This window comes from Variovorax sp. 350MFTsu5.1 (assembly GCF_048302515.1).
GTDB classification, from domain to species: domain Bacteria; phylum Pseudomonadota; class Gammaproteobacteria; order Burkholderiales; family Burkholderiaceae_C; genus Variovorax; species Variovorax guangxiensis.
In genome coordinates this window covers 3,024,824-3,048,336 of the sequence record NZ_CP157620.1, presented here as the reverse complement: position 1 = coordinate 3,048,336, position 23,513 = coordinate 3,024,824, and the positions used below count along the sequence as shown (strand labels likewise).

General features: G+C 65.4%; 22 protein-coding genes. 8 read left to right on the top strand and 14 right to left on the bottom strand.

Features of this window, described 5'->3' with window-relative positions:
• Window position 1: 1 nt before the first annotated feature.
• The 3 genes from ABL843_RS13750 to ABL843_RS13740 form a co-directional block, all read right to left on the bottom strand.
• Window positions 2-1,432: an HlyD family type I secretion periplasmic adaptor subunit gene (locus ABL843_RS13750; protein WP_418120210.1), complete on the bottom strand. Its 1,431-nt coding sequence runs from the start codon at window positions 1,430-1,432 to the stop codon at window positions 2-4.
• Window positions 1,429-3,504, bottom strand: a complete 2,076-nt coding sequence (locus ABL843_RS13745) for a peptidase domain-containing ABC transporter (RefSeq protein ID WP_418120209.1) — start codon at window positions 3,502-3,504, stop codon at window positions 1,429-1,431. The genes ABL843_RS13750 and ABL843_RS13745 overlap by 4 nt, the downstream gene beginning before the upstream one ends.
• A gap of 406 nt (window positions 3,505-3,910) precedes the next feature.
• A complete protein-coding gene (locus ABL843_RS13740) occupies window positions 3,911-5,461 on the bottom strand; it encodes a DUF4214 domain-containing protein (protein ID WP_418120208.1) in 1,551 nt (516 codons plus the stop codon).
• 282 nt (window positions 5,462-5,743) lie between these two features.
• Here ABL843_RS13740 and ABL843_RS13735 point away from each other — a divergent pair, with 282 nt between their 5' ends.
• Window positions 5,744-7,177, top strand: a complete 1,434-nt coding sequence (locus tag ABL843_RS13735) for an aldehyde dehydrogenase family protein (RefSeq protein ID WP_418120207.1) — start codon at window positions 5,744-5,746, stop codon at window positions 7,175-7,177.
• Window positions 7,178-7,211: 34 nt separating this feature from the next.
• Here the strand turns inward: ABL843_RS13735 and ABL843_RS13730 are convergent, their stop codons facing one another.
• Window positions 7,212-8,075: a ZIP family metal transporter gene (locus ABL843_RS13730; protein WP_418120468.1), complete on the bottom strand. Its 864-nt coding sequence runs from the start codon at window positions 8,073-8,075 to the stop codon at window positions 7,212-7,214.
• A 70-nt stretch (window positions 8,076-8,145) separates the two neighbouring features.
• Complete coding sequence (locus tag ABL843_RS13725; protein ID WP_126019091.1) at window positions 8,146-8,781, bottom strand: superoxide dismutase; 636 nt, start codon at window positions 8,779-8,781, stop codon at window positions 8,146-8,148.
• A 195-nt stretch (window positions 8,782-8,976) separates the two neighbouring features.
• Between ABL843_RS13725 and ABL843_RS13720 the strand changes: the two genes are divergently transcribed.
• From ABL843_RS13720 to glp, 5 genes are all read left to right on the top strand, one after another.
• Window positions 8,977-9,675 carry a hypothetical protein gene (locus tag ABL843_RS13720; protein WP_418120206.1) on the top strand — a complete coding sequence of 233 codons (699 nt, stop codon included), beginning with the start codon at window positions 8,977-8,979 and terminating at the stop codon, window positions 9,673-9,675.
• An 88-nt stretch (window positions 9,676-9,763) separates the two neighbouring features.
• Entirely contained in the window at window positions 9,764-11,047 is a 1,284-nt protein-coding gene (locus ABL843_RS13715; RefSeq protein WP_418120205.1) for a serine hydrolase domain-containing protein, read from the top strand.
• Between the two features lie 58 nt (window positions 11,048-11,105).
• On the top strand, window positions 11,106-12,263 hold the full coding sequence (gene moaA, locus ABL843_RS13710; protein WP_369658349.1) for a GTP 3',8-cyclase MoaA: 1,158 nt from the start codon (window positions 11,106-11,108) through the stop codon (window positions 12,261-12,263).
• A gap of 14 nt (window positions 12,264-12,277) precedes the next feature.
• Window positions 12,278-12,919: a molybdenum cofactor guanylyltransferase MobA gene (gene mobA / locus ABL843_RS13705; protein ID WP_418120204.1), complete on the top strand. Its 642-nt coding sequence runs from the start codon at window positions 12,278-12,280 to the stop codon at window positions 12,917-12,919.
• A gap of 1 nt (window position 12,920) precedes the next feature.
• A complete protein-coding gene (glp, locus tag ABL843_RS13700; RefSeq protein WP_418120203.1) occupies window positions 12,921-14,237 on the top strand; it encodes a gephyrin-like molybdotransferase Glp in 1,317 nt (438 codons plus the stop codon).
• Window positions 14,238-14,259: 22 nt separating this feature from the next.
• On the opposite strand, the gene rnhA is transcribed toward glp, so the two are convergent.
• Both rnhA and ABL843_RS13690 read right to left on the bottom strand, forming a co-directional pair.
• Window positions 14,260-14,709, bottom strand: a complete 450-nt coding sequence (rnhA, locus tag ABL843_RS13695) for a ribonuclease HI (RefSeq protein WP_126019079.1) — start codon at window positions 14,707-14,709, stop codon at window positions 14,260-14,262.
• A 40-nt stretch (window positions 14,710-14,749) separates the two neighbouring features.
• Entirely contained in the window at window positions 14,750-15,508 is a 759-nt protein-coding gene (locus ABL843_RS13690) for a class I SAM-dependent methyltransferase (protein ID WP_369662450.1), read from the bottom strand.
• 19 nt (window positions 15,509-15,527) lie between these two features.
• On the opposite strand from ABL843_RS13690, the gene gloB reads away from it, so the two are divergent.
• Together gloB and ABL843_RS13680 are read left to right on the top strand one after the other, a co-directional pair.
• Complete coding sequence (gene gloB, locus ABL843_RS13685; protein ID WP_369658351.1) at window positions 15,528-16,316, top strand: hydroxyacylglutathione hydrolase; 789 nt, start codon at window positions 15,528-15,530, stop codon at window positions 16,314-16,316.
• A complete protein-coding gene (locus ABL843_RS13680; protein WP_126019075.1) occupies window positions 16,313-17,941 on the top strand; it encodes a transglycosylase SLT domain-containing protein in 1,629 nt (542 codons plus the stop codon). The genes gloB and ABL843_RS13680 overlap by 4 nt, the downstream gene beginning before the upstream one ends.
• A gap of 19 nt (window positions 17,942-17,960) precedes the next feature.
• Here the strand turns inward: ABL843_RS13680 and ABL843_RS13675 are convergent, their stop codons facing one another.
• The 7 genes from ABL843_RS13675 to ABL843_RS13645 form a co-directional block, all read right to left on the bottom strand.
• On the bottom strand, window positions 17,961-19,151 hold the full coding sequence (locus ABL843_RS13675) for a low temperature requirement protein A (protein WP_418120202.1): 1,191 nt from the start codon (window positions 19,149-19,151) through the stop codon (window positions 17,961-17,963).
• Window positions 19,152-19,221: 70 nt separating this feature from the next.
• Entirely contained in the window at window positions 19,222-20,058 is an 837-nt protein-coding gene (locus tag ABL843_RS13670; protein ID WP_019653029.1) for an ABC transporter permease, read from the bottom strand.
• A complete protein-coding gene (locus tag ABL843_RS13665) occupies window positions 20,058-20,873 on the bottom strand; it encodes an ABC transporter ATP-binding protein (RefSeq protein WP_184638440.1) in 816 nt (271 codons plus the stop codon). Before ABL843_RS13665 ends, ABL843_RS13670 begins: the two co-directional genes overlap by 1 nt.
• A gap of 45 nt (window positions 20,874-20,918) precedes the next feature.
• A complete protein-coding gene (locus ABL843_RS13660; RefSeq protein ID WP_126019066.1) occupies window positions 20,919-21,956 on the bottom strand; it encodes an ABC transporter substrate-binding protein in 1,038 nt (345 codons plus the stop codon).
• A 177-nt stretch (window positions 21,957-22,133) separates the two neighbouring features.
• On the bottom strand, window positions 22,134-22,526 hold the full coding sequence (locus ABL843_RS13655; RefSeq protein ID WP_418120201.1) for an MAPEG family protein: 393 nt from the start codon (window positions 22,524-22,526) through the stop codon (window positions 22,134-22,136).
• A gap of 11 nt (window positions 22,527-22,537) precedes the next feature.
• A complete protein-coding gene (gene recR / locus ABL843_RS13650; protein ID WP_184638442.1) occupies window positions 22,538-23,128 on the bottom strand; it encodes a recombination mediator RecR in 591 nt (196 codons plus the stop codon).
• 17 nt (window positions 23,129-23,145) lie between these two features.
• Complete coding sequence (locus ABL843_RS13645) at window positions 23,146-23,478, bottom strand: YbaB/EbfC family nucleoid-associated protein (RefSeq protein ID WP_012747441.1); 333 nt, start codon at window positions 23,476-23,478, stop codon at window positions 23,146-23,148.
• Window positions 23,479-23,513: the final 35 nt, after the last annotated feature.

Below are 23,513 nucleotides of genomic sequence, written 5' to 3'. Positions count from 1 at the left end.
GCTATCGAACGCGCACGCCGTCATCCCACCCCTTCTCGAGCGGATTCAACACCAACTGGATCAGTCGCCGCCTATCGGTCTGGATATCGGCTTGCAAGCTCATGCCAGACTGCAAAGTTTGCGGGTGCCCTTTAACTCGGATGCTCGCTCCGGGGTCAGTCAGTGCAATCTGTACGCGATAAGCAAGACCGTTCGTCCGCTGCTCCGAATTGCCGCCATCGAAGTTGCGATTGCTCGAGCCCGACTGGCTGGTGCTCACCTGCTTATCGAGCGCCTGAGGGTTCTGAAATTCGGCGTCCGCGCTGATCCATTTGACGGTGCCCGCTACTGCGCCATATTGCGTGAAAGGAAAACTATCGAGCTTCACCTCCACCGGCTGGCCCAGCCTCACATACCCGATGTCGTTGTTGCTGAGCAGGACCTCTGCAATCAATGGAGTGTCCTCGGGAACGATCGTCAGCAGCGGTTGATTGGCAGCCACCGCACTTCCAAGCGTTGAAACTCCAATGCTTTGAACCACGCCGGAAACCGGTGCTCGCAAAGTCTTCAAGCCATTGAGTTGCTGAGCCTTCTCAAACTCAGCCTGAAGACTCGCGTGTTCCCGACTGGCTTGCTCCACTTCGGCAAGAACCTGTACCTTGCGCTCCTGTTCGACAGATGCTTGGCGAAAACGCGCCTCTTGAAGGCCGGCTGCGAGCTGCGCCAGCGTCTGGCTCTGCGCTGCCAGATCGTGCTCCAGACCAACGACCTCTTGCTCCTGTTTGAGCCGCTCACCTTCGCTGAAGAACCCGTCCTTGACCAGAGCGAGACTTTGTTGATAGCGCTTCATGGCAAGACCATGGTTGAGTCGCAGCTTCGTATGGGTAGATTCCGCTGCCTTGAGAGCCTTCGTCTTTTCGTCGACCGATGCCCTAGCTTCTGCCAGCTTCGCTTCGAACGCAGCCTCTCGAGCTTGAATGACCGTCAACTGGTCGGAGGTCAAAGGACTTGCTGTTCGCCCCCCGCCCGTTTCGCCAAAGACGGCAGTAGGGATCGGCAGGTGCAGTCCTTTCATCTCCATCATGAGACGCGCCATCTGCTGGCGATTCTGCTGCAGCCGCTGATGACTGCTGGATAGGTCCGCCTGAGACAAAGTGGGATCCAGCTCGATCAAAAGATCGCCCTCCTTCACTCGCTGCCCCTCCCGAACATGAATTGCGCGCACGAGCGCCGGCTCGATCGTCTGCAACACCTTCACGCGGCCATCAGGGATGAGGCGACCGGGCGCTGTAGCGACGATCTCGATTTCGCCGATGCACGCCCAGACGATGGCTCCCACCAGCATCGCTGCCAAAGCCCACATCAGGCCAGTTGCAAAAGGAGCCGGAGGCGTCTCTTCGATGCTGATTGTCGGACTATGGAAGGCTTTCTCCTTCGGAGTCAGAGCGGTCACAGCGGAGCCTCTGCGGAACTTCCATGCCGCCCTGATCGTGCAGAAAGCGGGCTCTTCCGTGCCATTGACATCGGCTCCTGCTGCTGCATTGCCCACAGTCGCGAAAATTCCCCTTGCTGCGCGATCAGATCCTGCAGTGGTCCTTGCTCGATCACCCGGCCCTCATCCAATACGACGATTCGGCTGCAGTGGCGCAGGGTTGAAAGACGATGGGCAATCATGATCACCGTGCGACCTTTGCAGATCTGCACCATGTTGGCCTGGATAGCCTGCTCGCTTTCGACATCCAGTGCGCTGGTGGCCTCGTCGAAAATCAGGATTCTGGGGTCGCCGGTCAACGCGCGCGCAATGGCAATGCGTTGGCGCTGCCCTCCAGACAAAAGAGCGCCGCGTTCGCCGACTGACGTCTGATAGCCCTGCGGCAATGCACTGATGAACTCGTGTGCCCCGGCTTGTTGAGCCGCAAAAACAATGCGATCGAAAGCCAACCCCGGGTGAGCAACCGCAATGTTCTCGGCAATAGTCCCGCTGAACAGAAAGCTGTCCTGCAGAACCACACCAATCTGACGGCGAAGCTGCTGTGGATCAGCATGTGCGATGTCATGCCCATCGATCAGTATGCGCCCGGCTTCCGCCCCATAAAGCCGCTGGATGAGCTTAGTAAGCGTCGATTTTCCGCACCCTGAGCGCCCCACGATGCCCACCACATCCCCTGGTTCGAGAATCATGCTTAGGTCACGCAGGACGAGGGGCGCATCAATCTGGTAGCGAAAGCAGACCATTTGCAGTTCCACGCGCCCCTTGAGCAGTGGCATTGCCTGGGCGGTTGAATTGACGGGCTCGGATTGGGCATTCATGAGATCACCCATGCGGTCGACCGAGAGCTTCACTTGCTGAAAATTCTGCCAAAGCCCCACGAGGCGCGACACGGGCTGCAGCACTTGCGCCGCAAGCATTTGAAAAGCGATAAGGCCTCCAACAGTGAGCCCGCCATCCATCACAAGGCTCGTGCCCACCCAAAGCACAGCGAGCGTCAGCATGCGCTGGACCGCCTGCGAGATGCTTTGCGCAGCATTTCCCAGTTTGCTGACATCGAATCCCGCGGCCACTTGCCGGGCGGCAAGCAGTTCCCACTTTCGCTGCCACATTGGGGCCAACGCCAAGCTCTTCAGCGTCTGAATGCCATGAATGCTTTCCACCATGAAGCTCCCAGCCTCGGCATTGCGATCGAACTTGGCCTGCAACGCCCGCGCAAAGATCGGCTGAGCTACCAGGGTAACGAGAGCCAGGATGGGGAGACCCACGAGCGTCACGACGGTGAGCTTGATGCTGTACAGCAGCATCACCGCGATGAAGATGAAAATGAACAGGCCGTCGACTAGCGTCGTCAGAGCCCCACCCGTAAAGAATCCGCGAATATTCTCCAATTCGCGCGTTCTTGCAAGGGTGTCTCCAGCCCTTCGCTGTTCGAAGTAGTGGATGGGCAGACTCATCAGATGACGAAAGAGATTGCTCGACAACCCCGCATCAAGGCGCGCCGACGTATGCGCCAACATGTAGCCACGCAGCGTGTTGATGACTGCCTCGAATACGATCAGCCCTGCCATCCCGATGCCTAGCACATGCAGTGTGGCAAGGCTCTTGTGCATAAGCACCTTGTCGATGATTACTTGGCTGAATAGCGGCGTGGCCAACGCAACCAACTGCAGCAGGAATGCACCGAGGAGCACTTGTCCAAGTGGTTTGCGATAACGCCAAAGAATGGGGACAAACCAGCCCAGTCCGAAACGCCTTTGCGGACTGCCGTCAACCTGCGCGAGATGTAAAGGCTGATGAAAACGGAGTGTCGAAAGCACCCCGTTGCTGCCATGCATCTGCACTAACGCTTCAGCCGAGAACCACTTGAAGGTCGAGGTTTCAGGCATCCACAAAAGCAGTTCCTGAATGGCTTGCGCCGATGCAAGCTCATTGGACTCTGCTTGCGGAGTCGGCGATGCAGGAGAATTTTGGCGGCGCGCCACAACCGTGACGACATGGCCGTCAGGACTGACGATCAAACTAGGGATCGCCAAAGCATCCCCTCCGCGCGGGGATCGTCGTAGTCGCCACCTACGAGGCCGATGTATATCGACCTCCTGCTTTTTCGATCGCAAACCCAAGCGATCTGCTGCTCCTTGCAGGTCCTCGATCCTGATAGGGGTATCCGGCCGCCACCCCATGGCTTGACCGAGTGCCTGAACGCTCATCTCAAGTGAAAAGAACGCAATCACTGGCTGCAAGGCAGAAAGGCCTTGACGCGCAGGGAAGGACTCCAACTCAGCGCGAGTTGTCGAATTCAGACCGAGAGGCTCCTCCGAAACCCGCAATCGACTCTTTCGTTCTTTTCCGTATACGTCTTGCTGCAAGACCGTTCCAACTCTGTTCCCAACTCAAGCGCAGTCCTTCGGGGTTACTAATGCAAGAACTGCGCTATACCCGTCATGCAGTCAACTGGATGGTTGTCTGCGAAAGCTGTGCGAGCGTCGTGTGATGGAACGTGATGCTCTGGCTACCATCTGAAAAGACTACGTTTTGACCATTCTGAGTCATATGGTTCAAGACGTCCGCCGCACTGCCGTAGCCAAATCCGGAGAAACGCAGAATATCGACATTCTCAAGACCGTAAATCTGATCATTGCCAGGCTTATTAAAATCAAAGCTGAATTTGTCCGCACCGCGCCCTCCGATCAGGATATTGTTTCCAGTGCCACCTTGCAGTTCGTCACTCCAACTTCCGAACCTGTTGGCCATGTAACTGGCGTGATCGGGCGCGGTGTTCGTGATGAACTCGTTAGACCGCGAGAAACCGATCACAACGTCGGCACGGTTCGCCCCCCGATTCAGAGCATCAACCCAACCCGCAAGGCCGCCTTGATCGGGCTCTCGACCCAACACGTTCCTGTAGAGCAGAGTCGCAAACTGAGTGTTGTCCAACGAGCCGTAGACCTTCTGAAACTCCGAGGACTTCATGAACCCATCAGCCACTGTCTGGATGTTGGTCGCTTCGGTGTCCAAAAGGTTTACCCATCCTACAAAGCCACCACTGTCGGGCTCCCGATTCAGAATGGCCTTGTAGAGGCGATACACCTCGCCTTGATGTTCTGCACTGAAACGCGATGTCATGAATGCGTCAACGTCAAGGGAGGTATTGCTCTTGAATTCGCCGGACTCGGAGAACCCAAGCAGAACTTCTGAACGTGAGGCTCCCGCATTGAGTGAACGAAGCCAAGAAGCGAGCCCGCCGGCATCCGGAGCACGTCCGAGCACATTTTGATACATACGCGTGACAAATTGGGTATTGTCAAGTCCTGCGTAGGTGTTCTGGAATTCCGATGACTGCGCGAAAGCTGCAGCGACCGTTTTAAGATTCGCGCCTCCTTTGATGGAATTAACCCACCCTTGCAAACCGCCAACATCGGGTTCGCGCGCAAAAGCAGCTTGATAGAGACGATAGACGCTGCCATGAATGAAGTTGGCGAAACCCGATATACCATCTCCGCCGTCAATAGTGTCGTTTCCGTCATCACCCATCAACAGGTCGTTACCCCAGCCCCCGGTGATCTTGTCGTCCCCTCCCAGGCCGGACAACAACACTGAACTAGTTGCGCCGGCGGCTGTAAGCGTATCGTTGAAGTTCGAGCCTGCAACGGCATAAATCTGCGACAGCATGTCCTGATCGCCCCAACCGTCAGTTGCGATGCCTGTGCGCAGGTTGACAGTGACGCCCTTGGGATCCAGGCTGTAGCTCGCAATGACGACGCCGGTGTTGTTCCCGTAAATCATGTCATTGCCAGGCCCACCCCAGATGACATCGTTGCCTTCATCGCTATAAAGGACGTCGTTGCCTGCACCGCCGTCGATGAGATCGTTTCCGGCGCCCCCATGAATGATGTCGCTCGTATCCGTACCGACCAAGGTGTCGTTACCGGCGGTACCATTGATTATTGCCACAGTGTTCCCTTTCAGCGGAGCCAACACTTGCCACTTCATCCTCTGCTCCTGATGTGGCTGGTCAGCAATCCGGTTCTTGTTAAAGCCTTGAGAGGTCAAATGTTTGACCTAGGGTATCGTATCCGGTTGTATCGCCTCTATCGCGGCTGCGGCATTTTTGCGGCATGAATTTTTGGCACAACTTTCTAGTTTCTCTTTCGCCGCCTCTCCAGAGTTAACACAAAAGAATGCATTTCCGTGGAATGCTCTCGCGAGCCGGCTTGGGAGTTCGGCCAGCGCCTTTGATTAAGGCATAGCTGCTTCCGCGCAAAATCCAGCCCCATGCAGCTCAACTACATCGCCAACGCGGACGTCCCGTCCTCCTCCGGCCGCACCCTGCCGGTCATCGACCCCTCCGACGGCCAGCCCTTCGACGAAATCCAGCGCAGCAATGCCGCCGACATCGACTCCGCCGTGCGCGCCGCGCGCGACTGCTTCGATGGCGTTTGGCACAAGGTCAGCGCCGCCGACCGCGGCCGCCTGCTCTTCAAGCTCTCGCAGAAGATCGCCGAGCACGTCGACGAGCTCGCGCTGATCGAGCAGCGCGACTGCGGCAAGCCCGTCAAGCAGGCACGCGCCGACGCGGTGGCGCTGGTGCGCTACTTCGAGTTCTATGCCGGCGCCTGCGACAAGCTGCACGGCGAGACCATTCCCTACCAGGACGGCTACAGCGTCTTCACCTGGCGCGAGCCGCACGGCGTAACGGGCCACATCATTCCCTGGAACTACCCGATGCAGATCTTCGGGCGCAGCGTGGGCGGCGCACTGGCGGCGGGCAATGTGTGCGTGGTGAAGCCGGCGGAAGACGCCTGCCTCTCGCTGATCCGCGTGGCGCAGCTGGCGGCCGAGGTCGGCTTTCCGGCCGGCGCGCTCAACATCGTGACGGGCTACGGCCACGAGGTGGGCGACGCGCTCGCACGGCACGCGGGCATCGACCACATCAGCTTCACCGGCAGCCCGAAGATCGGCACGCTGATCCAGCAGGTGGCGGCCGAGCGGCATTGCCCGGTCACGCTGGAGCTGGGCGGCAAGAGCCCGCAGATCATCTTCGCGGACGCCGATCTGGACGCGGCCATTCCGGTGGTGATCAACGCCATCGTGCAGAACGCCGGCCAGACCTGCTCGGCGGGCTCGCGGGTGCTGATCCAGCGCGACATCTACGAGCCGCTACTGGAGCGCCTGGGCCACGCCTTCGAGGCGCTGCGCGTCGGCCCAGCGGCCATGGACCTCGACGTGGGCCCGCTGATCCGCCAGACGCAGCAGCAGCGCGTGTGGGACTTCCTGAGCGACGCGCAGCACGCCGGCATCCCGATGGTGTCGCAGGGCATCGTGGTCGAGGAAGCGCCCGAAACCGGCTTCTACCAGGCCCCCACCCTGCTGCGCGACGTGCCGGTGAACCACCGTCTCGCACAGGAAGAAGTGTTCGGCCCGGTGCTGGCGGCGATGCAGTTCGCCGACGAGGACGAGGCTGTCGCACTGGCCAACGCAACGCATTTCGGCCTGGTCGCCGGCGTATGGACGGCCGACGGCGCGCGCCAGTTCCGCATGGCCAAGCGTGTGAAGAGCGGCCAGGTGTTCATCAACAACTACGGCGCCGGCGGCGGCGTCGAACTGCCCTTTGGCGGCGTGAAGTCGTCGGGCTATGGCCGCGAGAAGGGCTTCGAGGCGCTGTACGGATTCACCACCCTGAAGACCGTCGCCGTCAAGCACGGCTGAGGGCCTTGGTTGGCGCGCCGCGCGGGCGGGTGCGTCAGCCTAGCGCTGTGTCGAGCAGCATCATGAGCACGAACCCGATCATCAGCCCGCTGGTGGCGAAGGCTTCGTGCCCCTTGCGGTGCGACTCGGGAATGATCTCGTGGCTGATCACGAAGAGCATCGCGCCCGCCGCGAAGCCCAGCCCCCAGGGCAGAAGCATCGCCGACTGGCCGACCACGGCCGCGCCCAGCACGGCACCCAGCGGCTCGACCATCCCGGAGAGCATGCCGATCAGCACGGCGAACCCACGGCTGTAGCCCGCGGCCAGCAACGCCACCGCGACGACCAGCCCCTCGGGCACGTCCTGGATCGCGATACCGGTGGCCAGCGCATCGGCGCGCAGCCCGTTGTTGGCCGCGTATCCCACGCCGATGGCCAGGCCCTCGGGCACGTTGTGCAGCGCGATCGCGAAGACGAAGAGCCAGGTGCGGCGCAGCTGCTTGGCGGCATTGCCTTCGCGGCCCTTGATGAAATGCTCGTGCGGCAGCACGCGGTCCATCAGCATCAGCGCGATGCCGCCCAGCAGGATGGCGCAGCCGATCACCCCGCCCGCCGCCCAGCTTCCGCCGCCGAAGGTGCCCGCGTTCTTCGCGGCCTCCAGGCCCGGGATGATCAGCGAGAAGGCGCTGGCCGCCAGCATCACGCCGGCGCCGAAACCGAAGAGGGTGTCCTGCAGCCGCTCGGGCAGCTTCTGCGAGAACAGCACCGGCAGCGTGCCGAGCGCGGTCGCCAGCGCCGCGACCGAGCCGCCGAGCAAGGCGTTCCACACCAGCGGGCCGGATCGCACGAACTGCCAGAACTGCAAGGCGCCGATCAGCACGCCGGCCGCGACGATGGCGAAGCCGATCCGTTCGCGCATCGGTCTGGCGGGCCTCGACTGCCTGCCTTGCGCGATGGCGCCCTGTCGCGGCTCGTTCATGGGTTGCTCCTCAACCGCCGGTGGCGGCAGCGTGGCGCCGGGCCACTTCGGCCCAGTTCACGACGTTGTAGAAGGCCGCGATGTACTCGGGGCGGCGGTTCTGGTACTTGAGGTAGTAGGCGTGCTCCCACACGTCGAGCCCGAGGATCGGCGTGTTGCCCGAACCGATGCCGCGCATCAGCGGGCTGTCCTGGTTGCCGCTGCTTTCCACCGCGAGCTTGCCGCCGACACCGACGCAGAGCCATGCCCAGCCGCTGCCGAAGCGCGTGAGGGCGGCCTTGGTGAATGCGTCCTTGAAGGCATCGAAGCCGCCCAGGTCGGCGTCGATGGCCTTGGCAAGCGCTCCGGTGGGTACCCCACCGCCGCCCTGGCCGACGGGCGCCATCACGGTCCAGAACAGGGTGTGGTTGGCGTGCCCGCCGCCGTTGTTGCGCACCGGCGCGCGCAGCGCTTCGGGCAATTGCTCGACACCGGCGATGAGCTCTTCGACCGGCGTTCCCTCGTGCGGCGTGTCTTTTAACGCCGCGTTGAGGTTGTTCACATAGGTCTGGTGGTGCTTGCCGTGGTGGATTTCCATCGTCAGCGCGTCGATGTGGGGTTCGAGCGCGTCGAAGGCATAGGACAAGGCTGGCAGGGTGTACGGCACGGTCGGGAAGCTCCTTGGTTGAAAGAGCCCTTTGCGTTGTCGACGTGTGCGTACTCGGGCACTCAAATGATAGGAATTCTCATTGTCCATGTCAAGACATAGAGACCTCGAATGACGCAAACCCGCCAATCCGGGAAGCTTTCGGCAACGATCGATACACTGCCCTACGGCATGTTTTCCGGGAGATCTCCAACGATGAAGCTCGCACGATCCATCCTTCTTCCCCTCGCATTGCTCCTTGGCTGCGGCCTCGCCGCCGCGCAGAACGGCGCCACGCCGCCCGCCGGCGACTACATCTACGAGGGCGGCAGCGGCTCGCTGCGCATCAAGCCCAACGGCCACTTCGACATCACCACCATCGGCGCCAACGCCCACACCTGCGCGCTCGACGGCACCATCGCGCGCGGCAAGGCCAAGCTCGACGACACGGGATGCGTGGTGAACTTCGCGGCCAATGCCGACAAGCTGCAGGTCACCACCAATGGCTCGGACGAGTGCCGCAGCTACTGCGGCATGCGCGCCGTCTTCGAAGGCACCTACATCCGCCCTGCCCCCTCCTGCACCGACAAGGCCGTGAGCAGCACGCGCAAAACCTTCAAGCGGCAGTACGACGCCAAGGACTACGCCGCCGCGCAGACCACCCTCGCGCCCGTTCTCTCGGACTGCGACAGGACACTCGACTGGATCACCAAGGCCTGGCTGCGCAACGACCTCGCGCTCACGCAGTACAAGCTCGACGACCGCGCCGCCTGCCTCAAGACGCTGCAGCCGCTGGCCGAGGACGCCGCCCGCACCGACGACGGCATCAAGGAAAACTACCCACCGGCCGACGCCGACATCTACCTGCCCGTGGTCCGCGCCACGCGCACGAACCTGAAGCTCTGCCGCGGATAGCGCCGGGCTGGTCAGGCACGGGCGGCTCCGGGACCGCCGCGCACGGTTTTCGTTTTTTCATCCACCACAACAAGACGGAGACGACACCATGAAATTCCTGAAGCGCAAGCTGCGCGCCGCAGTGCTCGGCCTGGGCCTGGCCCTTCCCCTGCTTGCGGCGGCGCAGCAACTGCCCACGGCCACGCCCGAGCAGGTCGGCCTCTCGACCGAGCGCCTGCAGATGCTCGGCAACGTCCTCAAGGCCGACGTGGCGGCCGGCAAGATCCCGGGCGCTGTGCTGCTGGTGGCCCGCCAGGGCAAGGTGGCGTGGTTCGAGCCGGTCGGCAAGCTCGACAGCGCCGCCGGCACGCCGATGCCGCGCGACGGCATCTTCCGCATCTATTCGATGAGCAAGCCCATCACCACGGTGGCCGCGATGATGCTGGTGGAGGACGGCCGCCTGAAGCTCGACGACCCGATCTCAACCTACCTGCCCGAATTCGCGAACATGACGGTGGGTGTCGAGAAGCCCGGCGCCGACGGCAAGCCGGTGCTCGAGACCGTGCCCGCGCGCCGCCCCATCACCGTGCACGACCTGATGCGCCACACCTCAGGCCTGACCTACGGTTTCTTCGGCCCTGGCCTCGTGAAGCAGGCCTACAACGCCGCCAACCTGGGCGCCGGCGACCCCACGCTGGCCGAGTTCTCCCAGCGCCTGGCGAAGCTGCCGCTGGCCTACCAGCCGGGCACGACCTGGGACTACAGCCAGTCGACCGACATCCTCGGCCGGGTGATCGAGGTGGTCTCGGGCCAGTCTCTCTACCAGTTCGAGAAGGCCCGGCTATTCGATCCGCTGGGCATGAAGGACACCACCTATTACGTGCCCGAGCCGGCCCGCCAGTCACGCATCGCCGAGCCGCTGCCCAACGACCGCAGCTTCGGCGTGGGCGCCGAATTCAACGATCCGCGTATCGTGCGCAAGTACGAATCGGGCGGCGGCGGGCTGGTGTCGACCGCGAACGACTACGCCCGCTTCCTGCAGATGCTGATCAATGGCGGCTCGCTCGACGGCAGGCGCTATCTCGGCCCGCGCACCATCGCCCTGATGACCGCCGACCACTCCAACGCGGGCGCCGGCATCGTGCCCGGCCCGCTCTACCTGCCGGGCCCGGGTTACGGCTTCGGCCTGGGCTTCGCGGTGCGCCGCAACGACGGCGAGGCGCCCTACCCCTCGGCGGGCGGTGAATACAACTGGGGCGGCGCGGGCGGCACCTACATGTGGGTCGACCCGAAGAACGAGATGTTCGTGGTGCTGATGCTGCAGTCGCCGAAATTCAGGACACATTACAGAACATTGACCCGGGACATGATTTATGCGGCCGTGATCAAGTAGCCTGTGTTCCGCAGGCCCTTGGGGCCTGGCGCAAAATCAGGACCCGCCCCGTGAAGCCATGAAGAACAGCAGCAGCACCGTCATTCCGATCTCCAGCATCGGCCGAGCACGCCCCGCGGTGGCCGTGCCGGAGGTCGCCGTGCCCGCCACCGGCATGCTGCTCGACCGGCTGGGCCGGCCCCTGACCGACCTGCGCATCAGCGTGACCGACCGCTGCAACTTCCGCTGCAGCTACTGCATGCCCAAGGACGTGTTCGACAAGGACTACAAGTACCTGCCGCATAGCGCCCTGCTGAGCTTCGAGGAAATCACCCGGCTGGCCCGCCTCTTTGCCGCGCACGGCACGCGCAAGATCCGGCTGACCGGCGGCGAGCCGCTGCTGCGAAAGAACATCGAGGGCCTGGTGGAGCAGCTCGCCGAGATCCGCACGTCCGCGGGCGAGCCGCTGGCGCTGACGCTCACCACCAACGGCTCTCTGCTCGCGCGCAAGGCCGCCGGCCTGCGCGCCGCCGGCCTGCAGCGCGTGACCGTGAGCCTGGACAGCCTCGACGACGCGGTGTTCCGCCAGATGAACGATGTCGACTTCCCGGTGGCCGACGTGCTCGCGGGCATCGACGCGGCGCTGGCCGCGGGCCTGGGCCCCGTCAAGGTCAACATGGTGGTCAAGCGCGGCACCAACGAGCAGGAGATCCTGCCGATGGCGCGCTACTTCCGTACCCATCACGCCGGCAAGGTGGTGCTGCGCTTCATCGAGTACATGGACGTTGGCGCCACCAATGGCTGGCGCATGGACGAGGTACTGCCGTCGGCCGACGTCGTCACGCGCATCCATTCCGAATTCCCGCTCGTACCGCTGGGCGCCACCACGCCCGGCGAGACCGCCAAGCGCTGGGCCTATGCCGACGGCGGCGGCGAGATCGGCGTCATCAGCAGCGTCACCCAGGCCTTCTGTCACGACTGCAGCCGCGCGCGTCTCTCCACCGAAGGCAAGCTGTACCTGTGCCTCTTCGCGAGCGCCGGCCACGACCTGCGCCCGCTGCTGCGCGGCAACGCCAGCGACGAAGACATCGCTTCGGCCATCGGCCACATCTGGCAGGGCCGAGCCGACCGCTACTCCGAGCTGCGCGCCCTGCGCGGCCCCGATGGCGACAGCGGCAACGGCGACGCCGGCTCCAAGGGCCCGCGCCGCGTCGAGATGAGCTACATCGGCGGATGAGGCAGGCGCCCGCCATGCCCGCGCACGCCAGCATCGCGTCCGCCAACATCACGGGTCTGCTGCTGGCCGGCGGCCGCGGCTCGCGCATGGGCGGTGTCGACAAGGGCCTGCAGCCTTTCAACGGCGAGCCGCTGGCGCTGCATGCGATGCGCCGGCTGGCGCCGCAGGTCGGCACGCTCATGGTCAATGCCAACCGCAATTTCGCCGAGTACGAAGCCTTCGGCGCGCCGGTGTGGCCCGACAGCCTCGCGGACTACCCTGGCCCGTTGGCGGGCTTCCTGGCCGGGCTGGAGCACTGCGCCACGCCCTGGCTGCTGACGGTGCCCTGCGACACGCCCCTCTTCCCGCCGGACCTCGCCGCCCGCCTCGCCGAAGCGGCGGCGGCCAGCCAGGCCGACATCGCCATGGTGGTGGCGCCCGAGCCCGCCGATGGCGGCGGCACGGTGGAACTGCGCCCCCAGCCCGTCTTCTGCCTGCTGCGCGCCAGCCTTCGCGAAAGCCTGCTTCGCTACACCGCCGCCGGCGGCCGCAAGGTCCACGCCTGGATCGCGCAGCACCGCACCGTGCAAGTGCCCTTCGACCGGCCCGGCGACGCGCCCGATGCGTTCTTCAACGCCAACACCCTGGCCGAACTGCACGTCCTCGAAAACCGATGAGATGAGCCGCATCGCAGAACTCGCTTCCGCCCTCGCGGGCCATGACGACGCCGACCTGAGCGTCGAGGCCGTCCACGCCTTTCTTTCCCAGCTGACGGCCACGGCCGTCGTCACCGGGCGCGAGAGCGTCTCGCTCTCTGAAGCGCTCGGCCGCGTGCTGGCCGAGGACATCGTCTCGCCCGTCAGCGTGCCCCCGCACGACAACTCCGCCATGGACGGCTACGCCTTCGACGGCGCCGTGCTGCCCGACAAGGCGCCCAGCGACGCATCCATCACGCTGCGCGTGGTGGGCACGGCGCTCGCCGGAGCCGCATGGCGCGGCGCGCTGGGGCCCGGCGATGCGGTGCGCATCATGACCGGCGCGATGATGCCGGTGGGCCTCGACACCGTCATTCCGCAGGAGTTCTGCAAGGTCGATGGCGACCGCGTCTGCTTCCCCGCCCGGGTGCTGCGCCGCGGCGACAACCGCCGGTTCGCCGGAGAAGACCTCATGAAGGGCCAGCCCGCGCTGCGCAAGGGCGAGCGCCTTTCGCCCGCCGCGCTGGGCATGGTCGCGAGCCTGGGCCTGCCGGGCGTACCCGCGCTGCGGCGGCTGCGGGTGGCCTGCTTCTCGACCGGCGACGAAATCCTGAGCCTGGGCGACGCGCCGCGCGAGGGCGCCGTGTACGACAGCAACCGCTACACCGTGATCGGCCTGCTCACGCGGCTGGGCTGCGAGGTGCTCGACCTCGGCCTCGTGCGCGACGACCCGGCCACGCTCGCCGCCACGCTGCGGCGCGCAGCGCGCGAGGCCGACGCCATCGTCACCAGCGGCGGCGTGAGCGCGGGCGCGGCCGACCACACGCGCGCCGTGATGCAGCAGCTGGGCGACATGGCCTTCTGGCGCGTGGCGATGCGGCCGGGCCGGCCGCTGGCGGTGGGGCTCATTCCCGCGGAGGAAAGTGCATCGAAGCCGCCGGCCGTGCTGTTCGGCCTGCCGGGCAATCCGGTGGCAACGATGGTGACCTTCCTGGCCTTCGTGCGGCCTGCGCTGCTGCGCATGATGGGCTGCCACGAAGCGGCAGCCGCGCCGCCGCCGCTGCTGCGCGCGCGCAGCACGGGCCCGATCCGAAAGAAGCCGGGCCGCACCGAATATCAACGCGGTTTCGTGAAGGCCGTGCCCGGCGCGCTGCCGGAGGTGTGCGTGGCGGCCAACCAGGGTTCGGGCGTGCTGAGTTCGATGCTGGAGGCCAACGGGCTCGTGGTGCTGCGCCACGACCAAGGCAGCGTAGCGCCCGGCGAGGAAGTCGACGTGATGATGTTCGACGGCGTGATCTAGCCGCCGGAGAACGGGCCCGGCGTCAGATCCGGCCCAGCGCCTTGTCCACGCCCTTGTTGGCCAGCATGTCCGCGCGCTCGTTGCCCGGATCGCCCGAGTGGCCCTTGACCCAGCGCCACTCGATCTGGTGGCCGCCTTCGTTCACCAGCGCGTCGAGCCGCTTCCAGAGCTCGACGTTCTTCACCGGCTCCTTGCTCGCGGTGACCCAGCCCTTGGCCTTCCAGCCGCGGATCCATTCGGTGATGCCCTTGCGCACGTACTGGCTGTCGAGGTAGAGCAGCACCTTGCAGGGCCGCTTGAGCGCGGCCAGGCCTTCGATGACGGCGGTCAGCTCCATGCGGTTGTTGGTGGTGTTGAGTTCGCCGCCGAACAGGTCCTTCTCGCTGGTGCCGGACTTGAGCCACGCGCCCCAGCCGCCGGGCCCGGGATTACCCTTGCATGCGCCATCGGTATAGATCACGACTTCGTTCAAGCTGACGTTTCCTTCTTCTTCATTCGATTCCAATCGATCTTCATTTCTTCCAATTCTTGCCGGGCCCGTCGCGATGCACCTTGCCGGCGATGGGCACCGGCGCCGTGGCGCGGGCACCGGCGCGGCGCCAGTCGGCGCTCAGCAGGCGCATGCCGCGCACCCGCTTCACCGCGACCAGGAAGTAGGCCGCGCCGAAGATCGGCCACCAGCGCTCGCCGACGGAGTCCATCCAGCGCAGGCGCTCCAGCCACGCCTCGCTGCGCACCGCCGGCCGGTAGATGCCGAAGCGGCCCGACTCCACCTCGAAGCTCAGCAGGCGCAGCCAGTCGCGCATGCGCCAGTAGCCGATGAACTCGCCGCCCTCGGGCAGGTAGAGATCGCCGATGCCCAGCCTGCGGTAGACATGTGCGCGGCGCTGCCGCATGCCCCAGAGGCTGGTCGGGTTGAGCCCGCAGATGACCACGCGGCCCTCGGGCACCAGCACCCGCTCGACCTCGCGCAGCGTGGCGTGCGGGTCGGGGCTCAGCTCGAGCGCGTGCGGCAGCACCACCAGGTCGAGGCTGTTGGCCGCGAAAGGCAACGCAGCGAAGTCCGTGAGCAGCGTCGCCTTGCCGCCGCGGGCCGGGTCGTCGAGAGCCAGCCAGCGGTGCGGCATGCGGTTGGCGCGCAGGCCATCGACCTCGGCGGCGCCCAGCTGGAGCGCGTGATAGCCGAATACATCGGCCACCGCCTGATCGAACTGGGCCTGCTCCCAAGCCAGCAGGTACCGCCCCGGGGGGGTCGCGAACCAATCCTGCAAACCTATAATTTGACCGCTCATGACCCTTGTTCCGCTGCCCGCTTTCGCCGACAACTACATCTGGATGCTGCACGACGGGTCCCACGCCATCGTGGTGGATCCGGGCGATGCCCAACCGGTGTTCGACGCGCTGGCGCGCGACAAGCTGCGGCTGGCCGCGATTCTAGTCACGCACCACCATCCCGATCACACGGGCGGCGTGGCCGCATTGCATGCAGCCACCGGGGCAAAGGTATGGGGCCCCGCGCGCGAGCGCATTCCCGAGCCCTTCGCGCCGCTGGCGCAAGGCGACATTGCCGAGGCCCTCGGGCTGCGCTTCGAGGTCATCGACGTGCCGGGCCATACAGCCGGGCACATCGCCTACTTCCTGCCCGCCGGGCAGGCCTCGCGCGAAGACGCGCCGCTGCTCTTCTGCGGCGACACGCTCTTCTCCGGCGGCTGCGGGCGCCTCTTCGAGGGCACGCCCTCGCAGATGCTGGCCTCGCTCGACGCGCTCGCCGCCTTGCCCGGCGACACGCGCGTGTGCTGCGCCCACGAGTACACACTTTCTAACCTGCGTTTCGCGCAGGCGGTGGAACCGGCCAACGCCGAGCTGACTCACTACAACGCGCGCTGCGAGAGCCTGCGCGCGAAGGGGCAGCCCACGCTGCCGTCGCAACTGGCGGTCGAACGCCAGGTCAACCCCTTTCTTCGCAGCCGCGAAGCCACTGTCCTTAGAGCGGTGCGTGCCCACGCCGAGCTGGCTGCCGATGCAGCCGAGGCCGACGTGTTCGCGGCACTGCGCCAATGGAAAAACGACTTCCGATGAAACTGATCGCTGCCACCTGCCTTGCAGGTTCACTGGTGCTCGCCGGCTGCGCGAACACGAACGACAACAGCACCTCTTCCTCCTCCTCTTCCCCCTCCTCGTCGGCGCGTGCCGGCGGCACCGGCTCCAAGGTCGCCGGCAGCGCGGCCCCCGTCTATCCGCGCGACGCGCTCTCCCCGCTGACCAGCGGCCAGGCCCATTCGCAGAGCGTCGTCACGCTCGCACCGCCAGTCGACATGTGGGACCGCATCCGCCGCGGCTTCAAGATGCCGGACCTCGACAACGACCTCGTGCGCGACCGCGAGCAGTGGTACGCCAGCAGGCCGGACTACATCCAGCGCATGACGGAGCGCTCGAACAAGTACATCTTCCACATCGTCGAGGAGCTTGAGCGCCGCAACATGCCGACCGAGCTGGCGCTGCTGCCCTACATCGAGAGCGCATTCAACCCGCAGGCCATCTCCAGCGCCCGCGCCGCGGGCATGTGGCAGTTCATGCCGGCCACCGGCAACGACTTCGACCTGAAGCAGAACATCTTCCGCGACGACCGCCGCGACGTGGTGGCCTCCACCCGCGCAGCGCTCGACTACCTGCAGAAGCTCTACGGCATGTTCGGCGACTGGCAGCTCGCGCTGGCCGCCTACAACTGGGGTGAAGGCAGCGTGAGCCGCGCCATCGCCAAGAACCAGCGCCTGGGCCTGCCCACCACCTACAGCGACCTCACCATGCCCGCCGAGACGCGCATGTACGTGCCCAAGCTGCAGGCGGTGAAGAACATCGTGGCGAATCCGCAGGCCTTCAACACCGAGCTGCCGCTGATCGCCAACCACCCCTACTTCCAGACCGTCACGCTCACGCGCGACCTCGACGTCGAGCTCGCCGCCAAGCTGGCCGACGTGCGGCTCGAAGACTTCCGCGCGTTGAACCCCGCAGCCCACAAGCCGGTGCTGATCGCCGCCGGCACGCCGCAGATCCTGCTGCCCTGGGACAACGCCGCCGTGTTCCAGCGCAACTTCGACGCCTACTCGCAAGGCCAGTACGCCAGCTGGACCGCCTGGGTCGTGCCCAACACCATGACGGTGGCCGACGCCGCCCAGCGCTCGGGCATGAGCGAGAACGACCTGCGCTCCATCAACAACATCCCGCCGCGGATGCTCATCAAGGCCGGCTCGACGTTGATCGTGCCGCGCGGCGCCCGCGTGAAGGAAGACGTGGCGGCGGTGGTGGCCGATGGCGGCCACCTGAGCTTCCAGCCCGAGATCGTCACGCGCCGCACGACGGTGAAGGCTGGACGCGCCGACAACGTCGCGAGCATCGCGCGCCGCTACAACCTCAAGCCCGCCAGCGTGGCCGAGTGGAACGACGTGAAGCCGAACCACGCGTTCAAGCGCGGCTACAGCGTGGTGGTGTACCTGCCCGTTCGCGCCACGGTGGCTGCCCGCGCCGGCACCGGCATCCGCGCAACCTCGCATGCAGCAGCGCCTGCCCCGGCCCGCCGCGGCGGCGCGCCTTCCAAGTCTGCAGCCCCGCGTGGCGCCGGCAGCGTGGTCAAGGTGCCTGCGAGCAGCAAGCAGCAGGTCGTGCGCGAGAAGCGCGGCGGCACGCCCTCCAAGAAGAAGCGCTGAGAAGCAGGCTGACGGAGGCTCAGTGGGCCTTTGCGGCCTGCTGTGCCCTGCGTCGCACGATAGCCTCCATCGCGGCGACCCCGATCATGATGGCGGTGGTGAGCGTTCCCACCAGCAGCACCGTCAGGTGCGAGGCGAACACCGCGAGCACCGCCAGGAAGCCCAGCCCGAAGAGATGCGACTGCGGCAGGAAGCCGCGCACCACGCGCTTGAAGAGCGCATTGCCGAACAGGTAGATCGCCGGGCCGCCGATCAGCGCGCCCAGGTACTTGAGCTCGGCGTGGTGCGAGCCCTCGCCGATCGTCAGCTCGTCCGCCACGGCGCACACGATGATGCCGGCCACCAGGATCACGTGCGTGTAGTGGAACTTCGCGCCGATGGCGCCCGGGTCCTGCGCATGCTCGATGACGTGCGTGGCTTCCCTGGCGCTGGTGTCGAAGTACATCCACCACATCGCCAGGCTGCCCGCGAAGCCCACGAGCAGCGCGAACAGGTCGACGCCATGCCATTCGACGTGGTGCCCGAAGGCGATGCCGGTGGCCAGCACCGACTCGCCCAGCGCGACGATCACGAAGAGCTGGCAGCGCTCGGCGAGGTGGCCGCCGTCGATGGTCCAGTCGCTGGTCAGCGAACGGCCCAGGCCCGGAAAGCGCAGGCCGATCATCGGCGCGATGTACTCGCACAGCACTCCGCCGAACCACAACGCAAGGCGCGCCTGCCCTTCGGCGAAGCCGCCGGCGATCCAGAACACGCCGGCCACGCAGTTCCAGGCCAGCAGGCGGCGGAAGTTGGGCGTGAGCGGATCGTTCGGGCCGATGGCGATCAGCATGCAGAAGGTGCGCCCCGCCTGGATGCCCACGAAGCACAGCGCGAACACCAGCCCGCGCTCGGAGAAGGCGCCTGGCAGCGCCGAGGCCATCACCATCGCCAGCAGCATGATCGCGAAGAGCACACCGCGGATGCGCAGCGTGCCAGGGTTGAACCAGTTGGTGGTCCAGGCCGTGTACTGCCAGCCCAGCCACACGGCGAACCACATGACCAGCGTCTGCAGCGCCCCCATCAGCGTGAGGTGGTCGAGCAGGTAGTGGGAAAGCTGCGTGACGGAGAAGGCGTAGACCAGGTCGAAGAACAGCTCTTCGTTGGAGACCCGTGCCGCCTCGCTGCGCGAGCGCAGGGTCGTGGCCCGCTTGTGGTTGTTGTCGTGGCTCATTGTTCGTTTACCCCCATGAATCGTTGCGGCGCCCTGAGGCTGCCGCGCGCGATCATCGCACGGGGCCGAACTAGAGCTTCTCGGTCTCGCCCGTCTTCGGCTGCCACTTCATCAGGCGCCTTTCGATGACCCCGACGATCCCGTCCAGCGCCAGCGCGAAGGCCGTGAGCACCACGATGCCGGCGAACACGGTGTTGACGTCGAAGGTGCCCTCGGCCTGCAGGATCAGGTAGCCCACGCCGCGCGCCGAGCCCAGGTATTCGCCCACCACCGCGCCCACGAAGGCCAGCCCCACCGAGGTGTGCAGGCTGGAGAACACCCAGCTGGTCGCGCTCGGCAGGTACACGGTGCGCAGCAGTTGCCGCTGGTTGGCGCCCAGCATCTTCGCGTTGGCCAGCACCACGGGGCTCACCTCGCGCACGCCCTGGTAGACGTTGAAGAACACGATGAAGAACACCAGCGTCACCGCCAGCGCCACCTTGCTCCAGATGCCCAGCCCGAACCACAGCGCGAAGATGGGCGCGAGGATCACGCGCGGCATCGAGTTGGCGGCCTTGATGTACGGATCGAGAATCAGGCTCGCCGTGGGCGCGAGCGCCAGCCACAGCCCGCAGGCCAGCCCGAGCACGGTGCCGATGCCGAAGGCCAGCACCGTCTCCAGCAGCGTGGTGCCCAGGTGCTGGTAGATGTCGGCGTTGCCCTTCAGTCCTTCGGGAAAGAGTGCGTTGGCCGGAACCTCGAACGGCAGGAACCAGCTCCAGATGCGCCCCGCAACCTGGATAGGCTCGCCGAGGAAGAAGGCGATCTGCTGATTGCGCGAGGCGACATGCCACGCCACCAGGATCAGCGCCAGCAACGCCAGTTGCCAGAAGCGCGCATTGCGTTCGTTCAGACCGGGCCGTGCCATCACGCGGCCTTCCTGAGCTGCTGCGCATAGCCCTTGAGCACCTCGTCGCGCAACACCTCCCAGATCTGGGTGTGCAGCTCGACGAAGCGCGGCTGCGTTCGCACCTCGGCCACGTCGCGCGGACGCGGAAGATCGATGGCGAATTCGCCGATGGGATGTGTAGCCGGGCCGGCCGACAGCACCACCACGCGATCGCTCATCGCGATGGCCTCGTCGAGGTCGTGTGTGATGAAGAGCACCGCCTTCTTCTTCGCGCTCCAGAGCTCGAGCACCTCGTTCTCCATGAGTTGGCGCGTCTGGATGTCGAGCGCGCTGAAGGGCTCGTCCATGAGGATGATGTCGGGGTCGAGCACCAGCGTCTGCGCCAGCGCCACGCGCTTGCGCATGCCGCCGGAGAGCTGGTGCGGATATCGGTCGCCGAAGCCCGAGAGGCCCACGCGCGAGAGCCATGCCCCGGCCTGCTCGCGCGCCTGCGCCTCGGGCACGCCGCGGTATTGCAGGCCCACCATCACGTTGTCGATGGCGCTGCGCCACGGCATCAGCGCTTCGGTCTGGAACATGTAGCCCGCGCGCGCGTTGATGCCCGAGAGCGTCTGGCCGAAGACCTTCACCGTGCCCGAGGAAGGCTGCAGCAGCCCGGCGCCCACGTTCAGCAGCGTCGACTTGCCGCAGCCCGTGGGACCGACCACCGAGACGAACTCCCCGGCCTTCACGCGCAGCGTGGTGTCGGCTACCGCCGTGTAGCGCTGGCCAGGATCGTCCTTCGACAGAAAGGTGCAGCTGATGGAGAGGAGTTCGAGTGCGTGTTCGGACATGGCAGAAAAAACCCGGCCTGAGCCGGGTCGCGGGACATGCGGCGGTCAGGCTTTGAACCTGTCCTTGGCGCGCCTTGCAAAATCGTTGGTGTAGGTCCTGGCGAGGTCGATCTTGTCGGCCTTCACGGTGGTGTCGAAGCTCGCGATCGCGTTCAGCGCGGTCTTGGGGCCGTCGGTGGGCACGAGGCCATCGGTGGCGATCGACTCGCGCACCTTGTCGAAAGAAGCCAGGTACAGCGCGCGGTCGCCGAGCAGGTAGGTCTCGGGCACCGTCTTGATGATGTCGCCCGGCCCAGCCGTCTGCAGCCACTTGAGCCCATGCACGATCGCGTTCGCCAGCGCCTGGCAGGTGTTGGGATTCTTCTGGACGAAGTCGGACGACGCATAGAGGCAGGCCGCCGGCATCGTGCCGCCGAACACCTGCTGCGTGCCCTTGAGCGTGCGCGTGTCGCTGATGATCTTCACGTCGCCCTTCTGCTCCAGCATCGTCATCACTGGGTCGGTGTTGCTGATGGCGTCGATCTGGCCCGAGCGCAGCGCGGTGAGCGCGCCGGCCGCCACGCCCACGCCGATGTAGCTCACGTCGCTGGCCTTGAGCCCGCCGCGCGACAGAACGAGGTTGGCCACCATGTTGGTCGACGAGCCCGGTGCCGAGACGCCGATCTTCTTCCCCTTGAGATCCTGGATGCCGGTGTAGCCGGCCATGTTCTTGGTCGACACGCCCACCGCGATCTGTGGTGCGCGCCCCTGCAGCACGAAGGCCTGGAAGAACTGGTTCTTGGCCTGCAGGTTGATGGTGTGCTCGTAGGCGCCCGAGCACACGTCGGCCGATCCGCCCACCACTGCCTGCAGCGCGCGCGCGCCGCCGGCGAAATCGGAAATCTCCACGTCGAGTCCTTCGGCCTTGAAGTAGCCGAGCTGCTCGGAGATGGTGAGCGGCAGGTAGTAGAACGCCGCCTTGCCACCCACCGCGATGGAGATCTTCGTCTTCTCCAGTTTGGCCTGCTGCGCAAAGACACGCGGCAACGCGATGGTTGCGGCGGCGATGGCGGAAGCAGAAATGAGGGTACGGCGATGAAGCATGAAAACTGGCCTGGAACTGTTGCCTGAAGCTGTTGCCTGAACTGTTGCTTCTGGGCTCTGTGATTCGTAAGAAACTGAATCGAGCTTAGGGGCCGCAACAGGCAACTGCATCGGGGTCATCCCGTGCGGGTTTCCACGTAAGCATGAAGGCCTCGCAGAGAAGCCTTCGCCGAGGCTTCAGCGAGCCAGAAAAAGTATCGCGATATTGACCAGAAACGCGAGCGCCCAGACAGCGCTGCGCAGGCTTCCGATGCCCCTGATGTAGAGCGCGAGATAGATCACGCGCAGCACCACGTAGGCCATCGCGAGCATGTCGAGGCGCGCCTGCGCCGCGCCGAGCTGGTGCGCGATGATCACCGCGCCGATGAAGAATGGCAGGCCCTCGAAGCTGTTGGCCTGCGCGCTGTTGGCGCGAGCGCGCCAGCCGCTCTGCTTCGCGGCCCATTCGCGCGGATGCTGGTTGTCGCGCGGTGCAAAGCTGCCGGCCTTGGCGATCCATGCCGCGGCATACGGCAACACGCAAGCAACGAGCACGCACCAGTAGGCGACCGTGAGCAGCGAGAAAGTCATGTGCGGTTGCCCTACCTGCGATCCACCAGCGCGTGCGCGATGGTGCCGAGATCGACGTACTCGAGCTCGCTGCCGGCCGGCACGCCGCGCGCGAGGCGCGTCACCTTCAGGCCGCGCTGCTTCAGCCCTTCACCGATCACATGCGCGGTGGCCTCGCCTTCGGCCGTGAAGTTGGTGGCGAGGATGACTTCGCTCACCGTGCCGTCGCGCGCGCGGTCGAAGAGTTTCTGCAGCCCGATGTCCTTCGGACCTACGCCATCGAGCGGACTGAGCTTGCCCATCAGCACGAAGTAATAGCCGCGGAAGGCGCCGGTGCGTTCCAGCGCGGCCTGGTCGGCCGGCGTCTCGACCACGCAGAGCTTGGTCGGGTCGCGCCGCGTGTCGAGGCAGACACTGCAGATCGGCGCTTCCGTGAAGGTGTTGCAGCGCTCGCAATGCCGCACCTGTCCCGCTGCCTGCTGCAGGGCGCGCGCGAGCAGTTGCGCTCCCTCGCGGTCGTGCTGCAGCAGGTGGAACGCCATGCGCGAGGCCGACTTGACGCCGACACCGGGCAGGCGGCGCAGCGCTTCGACCAAGGCGTCGAGCGAACTGGCGTCTGCCATCTATCCGGGCCGCCGGCTCAGAACGGCAGCTTCATGCCGGGGGGAAGACCGGGCATGCCGGCCGTGAGCTTGCCCATCTTCTGCTCGCTGGTTTCCTCCGCCTTGCGCACGGCGGCGTTGAAGGCGGCGGCCACGAGGTCTTCGAGCATGTCCTTGTCGTCCGCCAGCAGGCTGGGGTCGATGGTGATGCGCTTGACGTCGTGCTTGCAGGTCATGACGACCTTGACGAGGCCTGCGCCGGATTCGCCTTCGACCTCGATGGTGGCCAGTTCTTCCTGGGCCTTCTTGAGGTTGTCCTGCATTGCCTGCGCCTGCTTCATGAGGCCGGCCAGTTGTCCTTTGTTGAACATCGTTGGTCCTGATCTGTCGGGTTGGAAAGTGGGTG